Consider the following 16,695-nt stretch of genomic DNA (forward strand, 5'->3'; position numbering starts at 1 on the left):
GGTCGGATCCTCAGCGATATTCGGGTTCGTCCCACCAGGGGAAGAAATCGGGCATGTCGGCCGAAACGCGGTTCGGGAAATTCGCCTCGCGCTTCTGAAGGAACGCCGTCACGCCCTCGATCGCATCGGCGCTGCGACCGCGGGCGAGCACGCCGCGGCTGTCGATCCGGTGCCCCTCCATCGGATGCGCCATGCCCAGGCCCCGCCACAGCATCTGCCGAGTGAGGGCGACCGAGACCGGCGCGGCGTTCGCGGCGATCTCGGTCGCGATCGCCTGCGCGGTATCGAGCAGCGCGTCGGCTGGGACGACGTCGCGGACCAGCCCGCCGCCCAGCGCCTCGTCCGCCGGAAAGATGCGCCCGCTGAGTGTCCAGTCGAGCGCCTGCGCGATTCCGACGATCCGTGGCAGGAACCACATCGAGGCGCCTTCGGGCACAATCCCTCGCCGGGCGAAGACGAAGCTGAATTTCGCGCGGTCGCTGGCAATGCGAATGTCCATCGGCAGCAGCATCGTCGCGCCGATGCCGACGGCGGCGCCGTTGATCGCGCCGATAACGGGCTTCAGACATTCGAAGATGCGCAGCGTCAGCCGCCCGCCATAGTCACGCGCGCTTTCGGTGGCATAGTCGATCGTTCCGTCTGCGCGGATCGGGGACCCTGGTTGGCCCGCCGCATCGAACACCTTTGCCCCCATTTCCAGGTCCGCCCCGGCGCAGAATGCGCGCCCCGATCCGATGACGATGATCGCGCGAACATCGTCGTCGGCATCGGCGCGATCGAATGCGTCGATCATCTCCTCCATCATCCGGACGGAGTAGACGTTCATCTTGTCCGGGCGATCAAGCGTCAGCGTGGCGACATGATCCGCGACTTCGTAGCGGATTTGCTCGTAGGTCATGGCCGCGGTCCGGGCGGTGGTTTCCGCAGTCATTCCGCCGTCTCCGCGGCCGGTGCGGCCTCGGCGTTTTCGGCGATGATCGGCTTGCGGGCGGTGATGGTCTGCGGGGCGGTGAATTCGAGCAGGCCGTCAATGCCATGCTCCACGCCGATGCCCGACTGCTTGTGCCCGGCAAAGGGCGTCCAGGGCATCACGTAGAGCGTCTCGTTGATCCAGACGGTTCCGGTTTCGAGCCGCTCGGCGACCGTGACCGCCGCCTCCATGTCGTTCGACCAGACCGATCCGGCCAGCCCATAGTCCGAAGCGTTGGCGCGCGCGATCGCCTCGTCCAGATCAGCGTATTTGAGCAGCGGGACGAACGGACCGAACGCCTCCTCCTGCACCGTGCGGCTGTCCTCCGGCGGATTGTCGACAATGGTGACCGGAATGAAATAGCCGTCGCCCTCCGCCGGCTCGCCGCCGGTCAGGAAGCGTTCGCCGTTCGCCCGGGCATCGGCGATCAGCGTCTTCACCCGGTCGAATTGCTGCCGGTTTTGAATGGGGCCAAGCATGTTGCCCTCTGCCATGCCGTCGCCCATCGGCACGCGCTGCGCCACGGCGACGAGCGCGCGGGCGAGCTCGTCATAGATGTCGGCATGGACATAGATGCGCTTGGCGGCGGTGCAGACCTGGCCCGAATTGGCAAAGGCCGCCCAGAAGAGCGGCTCGGCCACTGTCTCGACATCGACATCGGGCAGGACGATCGCCGCATCGTTGCCGCCCAGTTCGAGCGTCACGCGCTTCAGCGTCGAGGCGGCGCTTTCCATCACTCGCTTGCCGGTCGCGGTCGACCCGGTGAAGCTGATCTTGTCGATATCGGGGTGCGCGGTCATCCACGGACCCAGATCGTCGCCACCGCTCACCACGTTGAACACGCCGGGCGGAAGATGTTCTCGCATCGCTTCTCCCAGCTTCAGCATCGTGAGAGGCGTGAAGGGCGACGGCTTGATCACCAGCGCGTTGCCGGTGAGCAGTGCGCCGCAGATTTTCCAGATGCCGATCATCAGCGGGAAATTCCACGGCACGATCGCGCCGACCACGCCCAGCGGCACGTGCCGGGTTTCGGACCGGCGTTCGGGCGTTTCTTCGTTCACCGTCACCGGCAGTTCCTGCTGCGCCACCGTCTGCGCCCAGAATGCCGCACCGCCGACTTCCGGGCCGGTCATGGCGAGCGGGCGTCCCTGTTCGAGTGTGAAGAGTCGCGACATCGCGTCCATATTTGCGCCGATCACTTCGCCGATCTTCGCGACTGCCGCGCGGCGTTCGGCTAGCGGCGTCGCACGCCATTTAGGGAAGGCGGCGCGTGCGGCGGCAACGGCATCGTCAAGCTGCGTGCGGGTGCAGTCGGGCGCCTTGGCCACCAGTCCCTCGGTCGCTGGGTTGAGAACGTCGATCGTTGCATCACCCGGCACGCCTGCGCCGTCGATCGTCATCGTGAAATCGCGCGTGAAATCCACCATCGCTGCCTCTTCGCGAAGTTCTTTCTCGGACGACGTCTAACGCGTTCGGCGAGTCTCGAAAAGGTTAGTTATGCGAGTGATTAAAATTTCGGTGGCCGATTGAAACCCAGGTGATCCGCTGGTATCGCCGCCCAAACTCGAGAATCGGAGCAGTCTCATGGCACATCCCACAGCCTATATCGTCGATGCGGTGCGCACTGCGGGTGGCAAGCGCGGCGGCCGACTGGCCGGTTGGCACCCCACCGATCTGGGCGGGGCGGTACTCGACGCGCTGGTCGATCGTACCGGGATCGACCCTAAGGCGATCGACGATGTGATCATGGGTTGCGTCGGGCAGGCGGGCGAACAGGCGCTGCACGTGGGGCGCAATGCCGTTCTGTCCTCCAAGCTGCCCGAAAGCGTGCCGGCGGTGACGATCGACCGACAGTGCGGTTCGTCGCAGCAGGCCATGCAGTTCGCGGCGCAGGCAGTCATGTCGGGCACGCAGGACGTCGTGATCGCCGCTGGCGTGGAATCGATGACGCGCGTCCCGATGGGATCGACGGTGATGTTCCATGCCGAGAAGGGCATGGGTACTCCCAAGTCGCCGCGGCAGGAAGAGCGCTACCCCGGGATTCAGTTCAGCCAGTTCCTGGGCGCCGAGATGATCGCAAAGAAGCACGGCTTTTCGAAGGACGAGCTCGACGCCTTTGCGCTCGAAAGCCACCGTCGCGGCGCGGCCGCGACCGAACGAGGGGACTTCGAAAGCGAAATCCTGGCGCTGGAAATCGAGACTCCGCACGGTACCGAACTTCACCGGATCGATGAAGGCATTCGCTTCGACGCGACGATGGAAGGCATTCAGTCGGTCAAGCTGCTCGCGCCTGACGGTGTGATTACTGCCGCCAATGCAAGTCAGATCTGCGACGGGTCGTCCGGCGTGCTGATCGTGTCCGAAGCTGCGCTGAAAGAGCATGGCTTGACCCCGATCGGGCGCCTCCACAACCTCACCGTCACGGCGGGCGATCCGGTCATCATGCTCGAGGAGCCCCTGTTCGCGACCGACCGGGCGCTGAAGCGCGCCGGAATGAAGATCGAGGATATCGACCTCTACGAAGTCAACGAGGCGTTCGCGCCGGTGCCGCTCGCATGGCTGAAGCATACGGGGGCCGATCCGGAGAAGCTGAACGTGAACGGCGGTGCGATCGCGCTGGGCCATCCGCTTGGCGCGAGCGGCACGAAGCTGATGGCGACACTGCTCAATGCTCTCGGCAAGCGAGGCAAGAAATACGGATTGCAGACGATGTGCGAAGGCGGCGGCGTCGCCAACGTGACCATCGTCGAGCGGCTGTAAAGCGATAGCGACCGGAGCGGGGGCCGGTGTGCCCGCATCGCAGCGTTTCAGGACAGGAACAGGATTATGAAACTCGACTCATCGATTGCCGCCGTCGTCACCGGAGGATCTTCGGGGCTGGGCGCGGCGACTGCCCGCGCGCTTGCCGCCAAGGGCGTGAAGGTCGCGATTTTCGATCTGCAGAAGGAAAAGGGCGAGGCGGTCGCCGCGGAAATCGGCGGCGTCTTCTGCGAAGTGAACGTCACCAGCGACGAAAGCGTCGACACCGGGTTCTCGGTCGCGCGCAAGGCCCATGGGCAGGAGCGTATCCTGGTCAACTGTGCAGGCACCGGCAATGCCGTGAAGACCGCCAGCCGGTCGAAGGAAGACGGCAGCATCAAGCATTTCCCGCTCGATGCATTCAACTGGGTCATCCAGATCAACCTGGTCGGCACCTTCCGCTGCATCGCCAAATCTGCGGCCGGCATGCTGACGCTCGATCCGATGGAGGATGGCGAGCGCGGTGCGATCGTCAATACCGCCAGCGTCGCCGCCGAGGACGGACAGATCGGGCAGGCCGCCTATTCGGCGTCGAAGGGCGGCGTTGTCGGCATGACATTGCCGATCGCGCGCGACCTGATGAGCGAAGGCGTGCGGGTGAACACCATCCTGCCGGGCATTTTCGATACGCCGCTGCTCGCCATGGCGCCGCAGAATGTCAAGGATGCGCTGGCCGCGTCGGTGCCGTTCCCGAAGCGGTTGGGCCAGCCCGACGAATATGCCGCGCTCGCGCTCTGCATGATCGAAACGGGCTATTTCAACGGCGAGGACGTGCGCCTGGACGGCGGCATCCGCATGGCGCCGCGCTGAGCCGGTGATGCACCCGCTGAACGGCGTCCGCATCGTGGAGATGGCGGGGATCGGCCCTGGCCCGTTTTGCGGCATGATGCTCGCGGATCACGGGGCGGAGGTGATGTACTGCCACCGCCCCGGCGCCGCACCCGATCCGCGCGATCCGCTGCTGCGCGGGCGAACGCCGGTCGAGATCGATCTGAAATCGCCGGAAGGCGTCGCCAGGATCCGCGAACTGACGGCGCAGGCGGATGGCCTGTTCGAAGGCTTTCGCCCCGGCGTGATGGAACGGCTTGGCCTTGGCCCGGACGTGCTGTGCGCGGACAATCCGCGCCTCGTTTTCGGGCGGATGACCGGCTGGGGTCAGACGGGGCCGCTCGCCAACGCTGCGGGGCACGACATCAACTATATCGCTCTGTCCGGCGCACTGCACGCCTTTGGTCGGGCAGGCGGCAAGCCCACGCCGCCGGTGAATGCGGTTGGCGATTTCGGCGGTGGCGGCATGATGATGGCCTTTGGCATGGTGTCCGGCATCCTAGGCGCGCGGGCGAGCGGTCTCGGCACCGTGATCGATTGCGCGATGACCGAAGGGTCGGCGCTGCTGATGAACATGGTCTGGGGCTTTCGCGAAACGCTGGGCTGGGTGGACGATCGCGGGGTCAACCTGCTCGATACCGGAGCCCACTTCTACGATACGTTCGAGACGGCGGACGGCAAGCACATCGCGCTTGGTGCGATCGAGCCGCAATTTTATGCGCTCTTCCGGGAGGTTGTGGGGATTGCCGACGACCCCGCATTCGACGCGCAAATGGATCGCACCGCCTGGCCGGACCTGAAGCAGCGGCTCGATACCTTGTTTCTGACCAGGACGCGCGACGAATGGTGTTCGTTGCTCGAGGGCACCGATGCCTGTTTCGCGCCAGTCCTGTCGATGAGCGAAGCGCCCGATCATCCGCACAATGCGGCGCGAGGCTCCTTCATCGAGCGCGCGGGCGTGGTGCAGCCCGGCCCGGCGCCGCGCTTCGATCCGCCGCCCGCCACGAAGTAACACTGGCGTCGCGCGATCGCCTTGCTGGCGCGGGGCGATGGCACTGCTCGTCTGCGGACTGGGATCGGGTGAGGGGGAGGGGCGCCGCTGAACGGCGCCCCCGCCGCCGCCTCAATTCACGCCGCGGTCGCGCCCTTCCCAATAGGGATCGCGCAGTGCCCGGCGCATCACTTTGCCCGATGCCGTGCGGGGAAGGGCATCGACGAAATCGACGGTCTTCGGCACCTTGAACCCGGCAATCCTGCCCTTGGCATAAGCGATGATATCGTCGGCATTCGCATCGCTGCCCGATTTGGGCACGACGACGGCCTTCACCGCTTCGCCCCATTTCGCATCGGGTACGCCGAAGACTGCGACTTCCTGCACCGCCGGGTGGCCGTAGATCGCGCTTTCCACTTCCGCCGGATAGACGTTTTCCGCGCCGGTGCAGATCATGTCTTTGAACCGGTCGTGAATGTAGAGATAGCCGTCTTCGTCGAGATAGCCGGCGTCGCCGGTCCGCAGCCACCCGTCATTGTCGACCGTTTCGGAGGTCGCGTCGTCTCGGTTCCAGTAACCGACCATGTTCGCGACCGAGCGGGTTTCGACCTCGCCGACTTCGCGCGGCGGCAGTACACTGCGCTCCTGCGGATGGACGATGCGGATCTCGACCCCCGGCATCGGAAGCCCGGCCGAGCGCATCCGCTCGTTGCCCGCCGGGTCGTGATCCTCGGGCGGCAGGTAGACGATCGTGCCGCAGGTTTCGGTCATGCCATATTGCTGGGCGAAGCCGCATTTGAACACCTCGGTCGCCTCGCGCAGCAGGTCGAGCGCGATCGGCGAGGCGCCGTAGAGAATGTGCCGCAGCTTCGGAAATTCGAGCTCGCGAACGTTCGGCATCATCAGCAGCATCTGGATCGCCGTGGGGACGAGGAACATCTTGGAGATGCCGTCCTTCGCCATCGCTTCCAGAACCTGGGCGGGCAGGAAATCGCGGTGCACGATCGTCGTCGCGCCGTTGAAATAGCCGACGATAGCCCAGCCGACCCCGCCGATATGGCCCAGCGGCAGCGCGACCAGATTGACGTCGTCCTCCAGCCACTCGTTCCACGGCATCGGCACGCCCATCGCATCGCGCCGGCCGCTCAGAATGTTGCGATGGCTGAGCATCACGCCCTTGGGTTTGCCGGTGGTCCCGGATGTGTAGAGCTGAAGCGCGACGTCGTCCGGATCGACCTCGATATCGGGCGCCGAGCTGTCCGCCGCATCGCGCCACTCGGCAAAGCCTGGTAGATTGCTTCCCGGCTCCATCGCGATGCACTTGTCGACACCGGGCAGCGCGCAATATTCGGACGCGCGCTCGAACTGGTCGGCCGCGAGGAACAGCAGGCGTGTGTCGGAATCGTCGAACACCTGGATGATTTCCGGTGCGGCGAGGCGCCACTGTGCCGGAACCATCACCATTCCCGCCTTCGCGACTCCGAACATCAGTTCGAAGAAGCTGTCGAGCGCCTTGCCGACGAAACCGACGCGAGCGCCCGGCTTCAGCCCCTCGGCCAGCAGCGCATTGGCGACTCGATTCGCCCGGGCATCGAGCGTCGCCCAACTGGTTTCCGTCCCTTCGAAACAGGTAGCGGTTTTCAGCGGTCGTCGTGAGGCATGGTAGGCGGGGATGTCCCCCAGCCGAGGCATCGCATCGAAATCGATCGCCTGATCCGCCCGCGTCCTCTGCGTCGCTTCGCCCATTCAGCCTCTCCAGATTGCCCGGGATTGGATCCCGTCGCTACGCATTAATTACTTAAATAATGCAGAGAGGGCAAGCCGGTGGTCAGCGGTGCAGGAGGATACTTTCCATCAGCAGTTCGGTGATGTGATCGGCATATCCGCGCCGCATCTCGTCGGTTATCTCGTCGATCCCGAAGGCGTATTTTAGCGAGTGGCGAGCGTGGAACAGATGGTCGCACGCGCCGATCAGCGAAAAGTAGAAGAGCATGGGATCGACGTCGCGGAATACGCCTTCGCGCACACCCTGTTCGAGAATTGCCTTTTGCGCCGCCGCGAGAGGCTTGGTGAACCGCTCGGCGATGAAGCGGGCGGTTTCTGAATCGGTATCGATCGACAGCGCGCCGACCAGGCGGTTCATATAGGGATAGCGGTAATAAGTTTTGATCACGCCGGAAATGTGGTGCCGCATCTTCTGCGGTGCCGGCATGTCTGCCTCGACCAGCGCGTCCAGGTTGCCGAACGTACCGCCGGCATCGCGCTCGAGCAGGGCCATGAACAGGCCGGCCTTGTTGCCGAAATGATAGCGGATCAGCGCGGAGTTGAGACCGGAGCGCTGTGCGATGTCGACGAAAGTGACGTCCACCGAATTGCGTTCGGTCATCAACGCACTGGTGGCGTTGAGCAATGCGTCGGCCGACGCGATCCCACTATCCTTGCGCTGCGCTGTACTCGCCATTCCCGTACCCCTGAAATCCTTCCTTTTGCGATCTTTCAACGTCGTGTCGCGACGAATCCGAGTTCCGCCGCACGCTGCACCGTTCTCAATCGTCCCATTTCGCCGAGCTTGGCGCTGGCCTTGCGGAGGTGGAACCGCACTGTCGGTATCGCCACCTCCAGGATGGTGCCGATTTCCCCATCGGTTTTTCCTGCGGCGGCGAGTTTCAGGCACTGGATCTCGCGGCGCGTGAGCGGGTGGACGAGAATTGGCGACGGTCCGTGATTCACGACCTCGCATGCCGCGACGAACCGCAACGCTAGGCCATGCAGTGCGACGGCGTGTTCGCGGTACAGGACAACCAGGTCCGGCCGTCCGGTGTCGCTTGCCCACAGTACCGCACCGATTGTCGTCCCCGGCAGATGAACCGGCGCGACGATCGCCGCACGGACGGCGTAATCCTTCTCCCGCGCCTGCTCGATCAACTCGTCGCTCAGGGCCATCGTCTGCCATCCGCCGATTTCGCCGCGATCGTAATAAAAGGGCTCTGCCGTGTGCCGTACCACCGCGATGATGGCGTTGCGCAGCGCAAGGTCGCTCCAGTTCCAATAGTCGCGTGCGTCCGCCGTGAAGTCGAAAAGGGCGCCGATCGGTTGTCCGCGCTCGTCAAGCGCGGCGCGGGCGCTGCTGATGTCGGCACAGGCGGCAACCAGCGGCAGGCCCAGCCGGTGCCCGGCCTCCTGAATTTCCGCCGCCAGCAATCCGATCGTTTGCGAGTCCTGCGCCACTCCGGGGCACCCCTATCAGAACCGATAGCTGTCCAGCCTGCTCTTACAATGTAATTGTTCACTTAAACAACACCCAAATTGCGGCGTTCGACCGCGGGGGACAGTGGGAGGAAGTGGTATGCGCAAGGCAGGTTTTCTCATCGCCGCGGCACCGGCTGCATTGTTCGCCGCCATGCCTGCCTCGGCGCAGGACGCCGCGGCGCAGTCCGGTCAGGACGAAGCGCCCGTCGCGCGCACGCAGTCGGTGGGCGATGAAATCGTGGTGACCGCGCAGCGACGCAGCGAATCGATCAACGACGTCCCAATGGCGGTGCAGGCGCTTTCCGGCGATTCGTTGCGCGACCTGCGCATCGACAATGTGCAGTCGCTCGCCACCAACGTGCCCGGTCTTGCGGTGGCGCCCGCCTATTCCGGTGTGCCGATCTTCACGCTGCGCGGCATCGGCTTCAACAGCGTCAACATCACCGCGACCTCGACGGTCGGCATCTACCAGGATGAACTGGCCTATCCCTATCCCTCAATGGCGAGCGGTCCGCTCTTCGATCTGGAGCGTGTCGAGGTGCTGAAGGGTCCGCAGGGCACGCTATATGGCCGTAACACCACCGCCGGCCTTGTCGACTTCATCACCAACAAGCCGCAGCTGGGCGCCGTCACCGGCTCCGGTACGGTCGAGGTCGGCAACTACCAGACCTATAACTTCGAGGGCGCGCTCAACCTTCCGCTCGGCGATACCGCGGCGATCCGCTTCGCCTTCCGTTCCGAGAACAGCGACGAGGGTTGGCAGATCGACCAGAGCCGCGGCGAGAGGCTGGGCGAAAAGGATCGCCTTGCGGGTCGCGTCTCGCTACTGTTCCAGCCGTCCGACACGTTCGAGGCGTTCGCATCCGTATCGGGCTGGCGCGATCGGTCCGAAACCCAGGCGGGGCAGGCGATCAGCCTCAACCTCACCAATCGCCTCACGCTGGCCACGCCAGCGGTCGGGCCGGGCGATTTCAACATTCCCGGCCTGCTGACCTATCTCGCGAACAACCAGCCAGACGAGGCCAGCGACGCGGGCTTCGCCCCGTCCTCTCAGCTCGGCGCGACTGTCGGCCTGGCGCCGGGCATCGGAGCCCCGCGTGCCGACAGTGACTTCTTTTCGGCTCAGCTCCGTCTGACGGTTCGGCCGAATTCCGAACTCTCGATCATCTCGATGACCGGCTACAGCGATTTCTCGCGCCAGGACGTCGTCGATTTCAGCGGCGTCCCCTATGAAATCGTCGCTACCGAATATGATGCGAGCATCGAGACCTTCTCGCAGGAGCTGCGGTTCGAGGGCGACCATCCAGGCTTCCGCTGGTCGCTGGGCGGATATTATGCCCACGACGAGCTGAAGGAAGGCAGCGTCTTCCTGATCGGCGACAACTCGTCGGTCCGCTATCTTCGCGCATCGACGCTGGGCATCCTTGCCAACCCGGTGCTGAACGCGATCTTCAACACCGCTGGGTACACCCCGGCGGATGTAGCGGTCGCCTTCCGTGCAGGCGGCGGCAGCGCGACCGGCTATTCCGAAACCTATAGCGGCTTCGCAAATGCCGAATTCGATGTCAGCGACAACTTCACCATTTCGGGCGGCGTGCGGATCGGAATGGATTATACCGAGCTGGACGGCTGTTCGATCGACGTGAACGGCAACTACCAGGCGATCGTCAATACCGCCGGACGGGCGATCATCTTCCAGACCTATGGGGTGATCGCACCGCTGGTCGTGCCCGGCGGCTGCACCACCTACGATCCCACGACCAATCAGGACGTGCTCGTCCACGAAGAGCTGAACGAGAGCAACGTCTCCGGCCGGCTCGCATTCCAGTACACGCCCAGTGATGCGACGCTGATCTATGCCTCTGCGGCGCGCGGTGTGAAGTCGGGCAATATACCGATCGTGCCCGCCAACCGCGCGGTGCAGTTCACTCCGGCCACGCAGGAATTGCTCACTGCCTATGAAGTCGGGATCAAGCAGGAACTCGGCGATCGCTTCGCCCAGGTGAACGTGTCCGCCTTCTTTTATGACTATCAGGATAAGCAGTTCAGCTCTTACGTTCCGGACCCGACCTTCGGTGCGCTCCAGCGGCTGGTCAACATTCCGGAATCGCACGCCTGGGGGATCGATGCGGAAGTGACGCTGCGTCCGACGCCGGCGTTCGTGCTGACCTGGAACGGCACGTATCTGAACACTGAAATCGAAAATTATGTCGGTGCCAACGCCGCCGGCATTCCGACCGACTTCTCGGGTGCGGAATTTTCGTTCGCGCCTGAATTCTCGACCAGTGCGACCGCGACGCTGACGCTGCCGCTGTCGTCCAGCCTCAATTTCCAGGCGACGCTCAATGGTAGCTACCGCACGGAGACCCATTCGGACTTCGGCGAGGATCCGCTGTTCCGCATCCCGGACTATGCGCTGGTGAACGGCAGCTTCGGCATTGCCAGCGCCAATGGCGGCTGGGCCCTGACCGTCTGGGGCCGGAATATCACCGACACCTATTACTGGACGTCGGTCGTCGACAACCAGAACCTCAACGTCCGTTATGCCGGGATGCCGCGCACCTACGGTGCTTCCTTCACCTTCAACTTCTGAACGGGCGGGCGTTGGGGTCAGCGAGTTCGAATTGGGAGTAACGCCATGAATGACGCCGCACTTTCCATGCCAGCAGCCGGCCATGTCGGCCCGGCTGCGGACGCCCCGGCGCAGACGCGGAAGAAGAAGCCGGTGATGCCGCGCGTGGATTTCCTCAATCCGCCCGGCGCGCCTGCCTATTACGAGCCGGACTCGATCGCATGGGACGTGTTCAAGAACCCGGTGTCGTTGTTCGTCGGCGGAATAGCGGCGGTGCTGCTCGAACTCGGTGAGCCGCGCGTGCGCGCGGGAGTGTGGGGACACTCGATCTTTCCTACCGATCCCGTCACTCGAATGCGGCGTACGGGGATGGTCACGCATGTGAGCGTCTATGCCCCCCGCGCCGTCGCCGACAAGGTGATCGGTGGTGTCGTACGGATGCACGAAAAGGTGCGCGGTACGACTTCCGAGGGTGAGGCCTACCATGCAAACGACCCGGAGTTGCTTGATTGGGTGCAGGCCACCGTGGGCTATGGTTTTATGGAGGCCTATGCTGCGTTCTGCCGTCCGCTGAGCAATGCCGACCGCGATCGGTCTTATCGGGAATCGAAGCCGATCGCCGACCTTTTCCTCGCACGCGGCGCGCCGACCAGCCTGGCGGAGCAGCAGCAGCAGTTCGAGGCGATGCGCCCACGAATCCAGTCGCACCCCATCGTCTTCGAGTTTCTCGACATCGTCAGGAGGACGCCGGCCGTTCCCGGGCCGTTGCGCCCGTTCCAGTGGATGATGGTACGCGGCGGCATCTCTCTGTTGCCGCTCTGGGCGATCGAACGGCTGGAGCTCGACGGGGAGGAATATCACCTCGCTTGGTGGGAGCGGCGTATCCTGAAGGCGATGGGCGCAGCGTTCGAACGCATCCACATCAAGAATGCGCCTCCGGCGCAGGCGTCGCGCAGGCTGGGCCTGCCCTCGAACTACCTTTACCGCGGATAGGCAGGTCGATCTCCGCTGCGAGTGGATCTCCGAAGTCAAGCATCGCGAGAAACCATTAGGACCGCCTGCTGGCCACGAGACTATTCGACTACGCCGATCATGCACGTAAGGCGGCACATGAAACGGCGGCCGAGTAGTTCCTGCTCGAGTCTGCGCTCTGACTAGGCTTTGCATGGGCGGAGCCGCAATCCCGCTGCTCGCGACGGCGCCGATCATACCGGGTCTTCGCTATCAATCAGATGGGCATGGCGCGCGAGATCTATGGAATTGCCGTTTCCACCGTGACTTAGCGGAACCAGTCAGCCCCCGGTCCGCTTACACGCTACACGTCCAGAGAAGGGAACATGCCGATGGAGCAACTCGTCCGACCTACAGGGATCGAGCGCGAGATCGCACGCCCGACGTCCCTCACCATCAATGGGGAAACCGCTGAATATGGCATTCCTGCCTGGACTTCGCTGCTCGACTTCCTGCGCGAGCGGCTCGGGCTGACCGGCACCAAGAAGGGCTGTGACCACGGCCAATGCGGCGCCTGCACCGTCCTGATCGACGGGCGGCGGATCAACTCCTGCCTGAAGCTCGCTGTCACGCTCGACGGCGCCGAGATCACCACCATCGAGGGGCTGGCAGGCAGGGACGGAACGCTGCATCCGCTGCAGGACGCCTTTGTCCGGCATGACGGCTTTCAGTGCGGCTATTGCACGCCGGGACAGATCTGCTCGGCGCAGGGCCTGCTCAACGAGGGCAAGGCCGACAGCCGCGACAGCATCCGCGAATATATGAGCGGCAATATCTGCCGCTGCGGCGCCTATCCCAACATCGTCGACGCCATCGAGGACGTGCTGCACGGCCGGACGAGCGAGCCGAGGATGCCGGAATGAACCGCTTCTCCTATGCCCGCCCCACCACGGTGGCCGAGGCGCTGTCCGAGATTCGCGGCGAGGCAGTGCGTTTCCTGGCGGGCGGCACCAATCTCGTCGATCTGATGCGCGAGGAGGTCGAACGGCCGGTGAAGCTGGTCGACATCAATCGCCTGCCGCTCAGGGAGATCGAGGAGACCGAGGGCGGGGGGCTTAAGATCGGCGCGCTGGTGCCCAATTCGGACCTCGCCTGGGACACGCGGATCGAGAGCCGCTATCCGCTGCTCTCCGCTGCGCTGCTCGCGGGCGCCAGCCCGCAGCTGCGCAATGCGGCGACCACCGGCGGCAACCTGCTCCAGCGCACGCGCTGCTACTATTTCTACGACGTCGCCACCGCCTGCAACAAACGCGATCCCGGCAGCGGCTGCCAGGCGATCGGCGGGCTCACCCGGCTGCACGCGATCCTCGGCGCCAGCGAGCACTGCATCGCCACCCATCCCTCCGATATGTGCGTCGCGCTGCAGGCGCTCGACGCCCGGGTGCACGTCGAAGGGCCCGAGGGCGCCCGCGCGATTGCGTTCCGGGATTTTCACCGCCTCCCCGGCGACCGGCCGCAGGACGATACGACTCTGAGGCCCGGTGAACTGGTCACCGCGGTCGAATTGCCCGCCGAACGCTTCGACACGCATTACACCTATCTGAAGCTGCGTGACCGCCAGTCCTATGCCTTCGCGCTCGTGTCCGTCGCGGCGGCGCTGAGGATGGAAGACGGCGTCGTTGCCGAGGTCCGGCTGGCGCTGGGCGGTGTCGCGCACAAGCCCTGGCGCAACCGCGAGGCCGAAGCGCTGCTGGTCGGCAAGGCGCCCTCGGCGGCGGCCTATGCCGGAGTGGCCGACGCCCTTCTCGCGGAGGCGCGCGGACAGGGCGCGAACGACTTCAAGATCCCGCTTGCGCGCCGCGCCATCCTGCGCGCGCTCGACCAGGCGGCCAACGCCAATCCGCAGAGTCAGATCGACAAGCGGATCGCATGAGGGAACCCAGCACCATGACGATGCAGCCGAACATGACGAAAGCCGGGTTCGGCACGCCGCTCAGCCGCGTCGATGGCCCCGCGAAGGTCACCGGGCAGGCGAAATATGCGGCGGAGTTCGCGCGTGCCGATCTCCTGCACGGCCACGTCCATACTGCCCGGATCGCCAAGGGGAAGATCAAGCGCATCGACACGGCGCGGGCGCTGGACGTCGCCGGCGTCGTCGATGTCATCACGCACGAGAACCGGCCGCACGTGACGTGGCTTCCGATCAAGATGAAGGATATGACTGCGCCGCCGGTCGGCAGTCCGTTCCGGGCGCTGTACGGGCCCGACATCATCTATTCGGGCCAGCCGATCGCGCTGGTGGTGGCCGAGAGCGAGGAGATCGCCCGCTACGCCTCCAGCCTGTTGGAAGTCGAATATGAGTGGGCCGAGTTCCGGACCGATCTGAACGAAGCGCGCGAGGACGGCTTCAGCCCGCTCATCCCGCGGGTGGGGTATCACAAGCCGAAGTCGCGCGGCGACGGAGAGGGGGCGTTCGCCGCCTCTCCCGTGCAGGTCGTCGGCGAATACCATCTGATGCCCGAACACCACAATCCGATGGAGATGTTTGCCTCCACCGTCTTCTGGGAAGAGGACGGCACGATCACCATCTACGACAAGACGCAAGGGGTGAAGAACAGCCACTGGTACGTCTGCAGCGCGCTGGGGTTCGATCGCGACAAGGTGCGCGTGCTTTCCCCCTTCGTGGGCGGTGCCTTCGGATCGGGCCTGCGGCCGCAGTACCAACTCTATCTCGCGGGTCTCGCCGCCAAGAAGCTGGAGCGATCGGTTCGCGTGGTCATGACGCGGCAGGAGATGTTCGGCCACGGCTACCGGCCGGAATGTTATCAAACGGTCAAGCTGGGCGCCGAAGAGGACGGGCGGCTCAACGCGATCGTCAGCTCGGCGGTGACGGCGACCTCCAGCTTCGAGCATTACATGGAGACGATCGTCAACTGGGGTGCGCTCACCTATCGCTGCGACAACGCCAAGCTCGACTATGAGATCGCGGCGATCGACACCTTTACGCCATGTGACATGCGCGCGCCCGGCGGGGCGACGGGCATGAACCTGTTCGAGATCGCGATGGATGAGCTGGCCTATGCCTGCGGCATCGACCCGCTCGAGCTGCGCCTGCGCAACTATGCCGAGCGCCAGCAGATCAAGGACAAGCCCTGGACCTCCAGAGCGCTGCGCGAATGCTATGAACAGGGCGCGCGCAGGTTCGGATGGGAGAAGCGCAGCCACGAACCCCGCTCCATGCGCGACGGGCGCGAGCTGATCGGCTGGGGCATGGCGACCGGCGTCTGGGAAGCGATGATGGGCCCCACCAGCGTGCGGGCGGTGCTGTCGGCCGACGGCGCGCTGAAGGTCGGCACCGCGACCGCCGACATGGGGCCGGGCACCTACACGATGATGACCCAGATCGCCGCCGCCACGACCGGGCTGCCGGTGGAGAAGATCACCGCAGAGCTCGGCGATACCGAACTGCCCTTCTCGCCCGTGGAGGGCGGCTCGTGGACTGCTGCCTCGACCGGCTCGGCGGTGCAGAAGGCGTGCGAATCGCTGCTCGAGGAGCTGTTCGACAAGGCCCGCCACCTCGACGGCTGCCCGCTGTCCGGCGCGCACCACGACGACATCGACTTCGCCGATGGCCGTATCGTCCTCAAGGACAATCCCGCGATCGGGATGCGCTTCGACGAAATCCTCGCCGCGGCCGGGATGGACGAGCTGGAAGTCAAGGAGATGGCCCGGCCCGGCGTGCTCAACATGATGAAGAAGGCGCGCAATACGCATTCGGCCGTCTTCGTCGAGGTGCGCGTCGACGAGGAGGTCGGCATGGCGCGCGTCACCCGCATCGTCGATGCGGTCGCCGCCGGGAGGATCATCAATCCCAAGACCGCGCGCAGCCAGATCCTGGGCGGCTGCGTCTTCGCGATCGGCATGGCGCTCACCGAGGAAACGCTCGCCGATCACCGGATCGGCCGCTTCATGAACCACAATCTCGCCGAATATCATGTGCCGGTGAATGCCGACGTGCCCGAGATCGACGTGATCTTCGTCGAGGAACACGACACCGAAGTCAGCCCGATCGGCGTCAAGGGCGTAGGCGAGATCGGCATCGTCGGCACCGCGGCCGCCATCGCCAACGCCCTGTTTCACGCCACCGGCAAGCGCATCCGCGATTTGCCGATCACCATCGACAAGCTGATGACGTAACCTCCGGAGTGGATAGAGCCGCGCCAGCTGCAACGTAGAGCTGCCCGCGCGTCTGTGACCTCAGCTAGCTACTGCGTTCGCGATTGCCGCGGCAGGCGAACGGGGGCGAATAAGCGTCTCTACTGCGCTGGGTCGCGG

The 16,695-nt window shown here is 64.7% G+C and carries 13 protein-coding genes; 8 read left to right on the forward strand and 5 right to left on the reverse strand.

Annotated elements, in window-relative coordinates; all coding sequences use genetic code 11:
* Positions 1 to 10: 10 nt before the first annotated feature.
* Positions 11 to 898 (reverse strand): crotonase/enoyl-CoA hydratase family protein, encoded by an 888-nt coding sequence (locus ACQ450_RS13385; RefSeq protein WP_431471230.1) that lies wholly within the window; start codon positions 896 to 898, stop codon positions 11 to 13.
* A gap of 29 nt (positions 899 to 927) precedes the next feature.
* Positions 928 to 2,397 carry an aldehyde dehydrogenase family protein gene (locus ACQ450_RS13390; protein WP_431469641.1) on the reverse strand — a complete coding sequence of 490 codons (1,470 nt, stop codon included), beginning with the start codon at positions 2,395 to 2,397 and terminating at the stop codon, positions 928 to 930.
* A 157-nt stretch (positions 2,398 to 2,554) separates the two neighbouring features.
* On the opposite strand from ACQ450_RS13390, the gene ACQ450_RS13395 reads away from it, so the two are divergent.
* From ACQ450_RS13395 to ACQ450_RS13405, 3 genes are all read left to right on the forward strand, one after another.
* Positions 2,555 to 3,730, forward strand: coding sequence for an acetyl-CoA C-acetyltransferase (locus ACQ450_RS13395; protein WP_188054214.1), 1,176 nt, complete (start codon positions 2,555 to 2,557; stop codon positions 3,728 to 3,730).
* Positions 3,731 to 3,796: 66 nt separating this feature from the next.
* A complete protein-coding gene (locus ACQ450_RS13400) occupies positions 3,797 to 4,579 on the forward strand; it encodes an SDR family NAD(P)-dependent oxidoreductase (RefSeq protein WP_188054215.1) in 783 nt (260 codons plus the stop codon).
* A gap of 4 nt (positions 4,580 to 4,583) precedes the next feature.
* Entirely contained in the window at positions 4,584 to 5,609 is a 1,026-nt protein-coding gene (locus tag ACQ450_RS13405; protein ID WP_431469642.1) for a CaiB/BaiF CoA transferase family protein, read from the forward strand.
* A gap of 111 nt (positions 5,610 to 5,720) precedes the next feature.
* On the opposite strand, the gene ACQ450_RS13410 is transcribed toward ACQ450_RS13405, so the two are convergent.
* From ACQ450_RS13410 to ACQ450_RS13420, 3 genes are all read right to left on the reverse strand, one after another.
* Positions 5,721 to 7,334: a fatty acid--CoA ligase gene (locus ACQ450_RS13410; RefSeq protein WP_431469643.1), complete on the reverse strand. Its 1,614-nt coding sequence runs from the start codon at positions 7,332 to 7,334 to the stop codon at positions 5,721 to 5,723.
* Between the two features lie 82 nt (positions 7,335 to 7,416).
* Positions 7,417 to 8,049, reverse strand: a complete 633-nt coding sequence (locus ACQ450_RS13415) for a TetR family transcriptional regulator (protein ID WP_431469644.1) — start codon at positions 8,047 to 8,049, stop codon at positions 7,417 to 7,419.
* 35 nt (positions 8,050 to 8,084) lie between these two features.
* Positions 8,085 to 8,816, reverse strand: a complete 732-nt coding sequence (locus ACQ450_RS13420; protein WP_431469645.1) for a LuxR C-terminal-related transcriptional regulator — start codon at positions 8,814 to 8,816, stop codon at positions 8,085 to 8,087.
* Between the two features lie 118 nt (positions 8,817 to 8,934).
* On the opposite strand from ACQ450_RS13420, the gene ACQ450_RS13425 reads away from it, so the two are divergent.
* The 5 genes from ACQ450_RS13425 (at position 8,935) to ACQ450_RS13445 (ending at position 16,557) form a co-directional block, all read left to right on the forward strand.
* Positions 8,935 to 11,430, forward strand: coding sequence for a TonB-dependent receptor (locus ACQ450_RS13425; protein WP_431469646.1), 2,496 nt, complete (start codon positions 8,935 to 8,937; stop codon positions 11,428 to 11,430).
* A gap of 45 nt (positions 11,431 to 11,475) precedes the next feature.
* Positions 11,476 to 12,402 (forward strand): oxygenase MpaB family protein, encoded by a 927-nt coding sequence (locus ACQ450_RS13430; RefSeq protein ID WP_431469647.1) that lies wholly within the window; start codon positions 11,476 to 11,478, stop codon positions 12,400 to 12,402.
* Positions 12,403 to 12,752: 350 nt separating this feature from the next.
* On the forward strand, positions 12,753 to 13,283 hold the full coding sequence (locus tag ACQ450_RS13435) for a (2Fe-2S)-binding protein (protein WP_431469648.1): 531 nt from the start codon (positions 12,753 to 12,755) through the stop codon (positions 13,281 to 13,283).
* Positions 13,280 to 14,293 carry an FAD binding domain-containing protein gene (locus tag ACQ450_RS13440; protein WP_431469649.1) on the forward strand — a complete coding sequence of 338 codons (1,014 nt, stop codon included), beginning with the start codon at positions 13,280 to 13,282 and terminating at the stop codon, positions 14,291 to 14,293. The genes ACQ450_RS13435 and ACQ450_RS13440 overlap by 4 nt, the downstream gene beginning before the upstream one ends.
* On the forward strand, positions 14,290 to 16,557 hold the full coding sequence (locus tag ACQ450_RS13445) for a xanthine dehydrogenase family protein molybdopterin-binding subunit (RefSeq protein ID WP_431469650.1): 2,268 nt from the start codon (positions 14,290 to 14,292) through the stop codon (positions 16,555 to 16,557). Before ACQ450_RS13440 ends, ACQ450_RS13445 begins: the two co-directional genes overlap by 4 nt.
* The last annotated feature ends 138 nt before the right edge of the window (positions 16,558 to 16,695 follow it).

Source organism: Sphingosinithalassobacter sp. LHW66-3, from assembly GCF_050703275.1.
Classification (GTDB): Bacteria; Pseudomonadota; Alphaproteobacteria; order Sphingomonadales; family Sphingomonadaceae; genus Sphingomonas.

Coding starts and splice junctions, on each gene's coding strand:
- ACQ450_RS13385 (WP_431471230.1), bottom strand. CDS start 898: ATGACCTACGAGCAAATCCGCTACGAAGTCGCGGATCATGTCGCCACG.
- ACQ450_RS13390 (WP_431469641.1), bottom strand. CDS start 2,397: ATGGTGGATTTCACGCGCGATTTCACGATGACGATCGACGGCGCAGGC.
- ACQ450_RS13395 (WP_188054214.1), top strand. CDS start 2,555: ATGGCACATCCCACAGCCTATATCGTCGATGCGGTGCGCACTGCGGGT.
- ACQ450_RS13400 (WP_188054215.1), top strand. CDS start 3,797: ATGAAACTCGACTCATCGATTGCCGCCGTCGTCACCGGAGGATCTTCG.
- ACQ450_RS13410 (WP_431469643.1), bottom strand. CDS start 7,334: ATGGGCGAAGCGACGCAGAGGACGCGGGCGGATCAGGCGATCGATTTC.
- ACQ450_RS13415 (WP_431469644.1), bottom strand. CDS start 8,049: ATGGCGAGTACAGCGCAGCGCAAGGATAGTGGGATCGCGTCGGCCGAC.
- ACQ450_RS13425 (WP_431469646.1), top strand. CDS start 8,935: ATGCGCAAGGCAGGTTTTCTCATCGCCGCGGCACCGGCTGCATTGTTC.
- ACQ450_RS13430 (WP_431469647.1), top strand. CDS start 11,476: ATGAATGACGCCGCACTTTCCATGCCAGCAGCCGGCCATGTCGGCCCG.
- ACQ450_RS13435 (WP_431469648.1), top strand. CDS start 12,753: ATGGAGCAACTCGTCCGACCTACAGGGATCGAGCGCGAGATCGCACGC.
- ACQ450_RS13440 (WP_431469649.1), top strand. CDS start 13,280: ATGAACCGCTTCTCCTATGCCCGCCCCACCACGGTGGCCGAGGCGCTG.
- ACQ450_RS13445 (WP_431469650.1), top strand. CDS start 14,290: ATGAGGGAACCCAGCACCATGACGATGCAGCCGAACATGACGAAAGCC.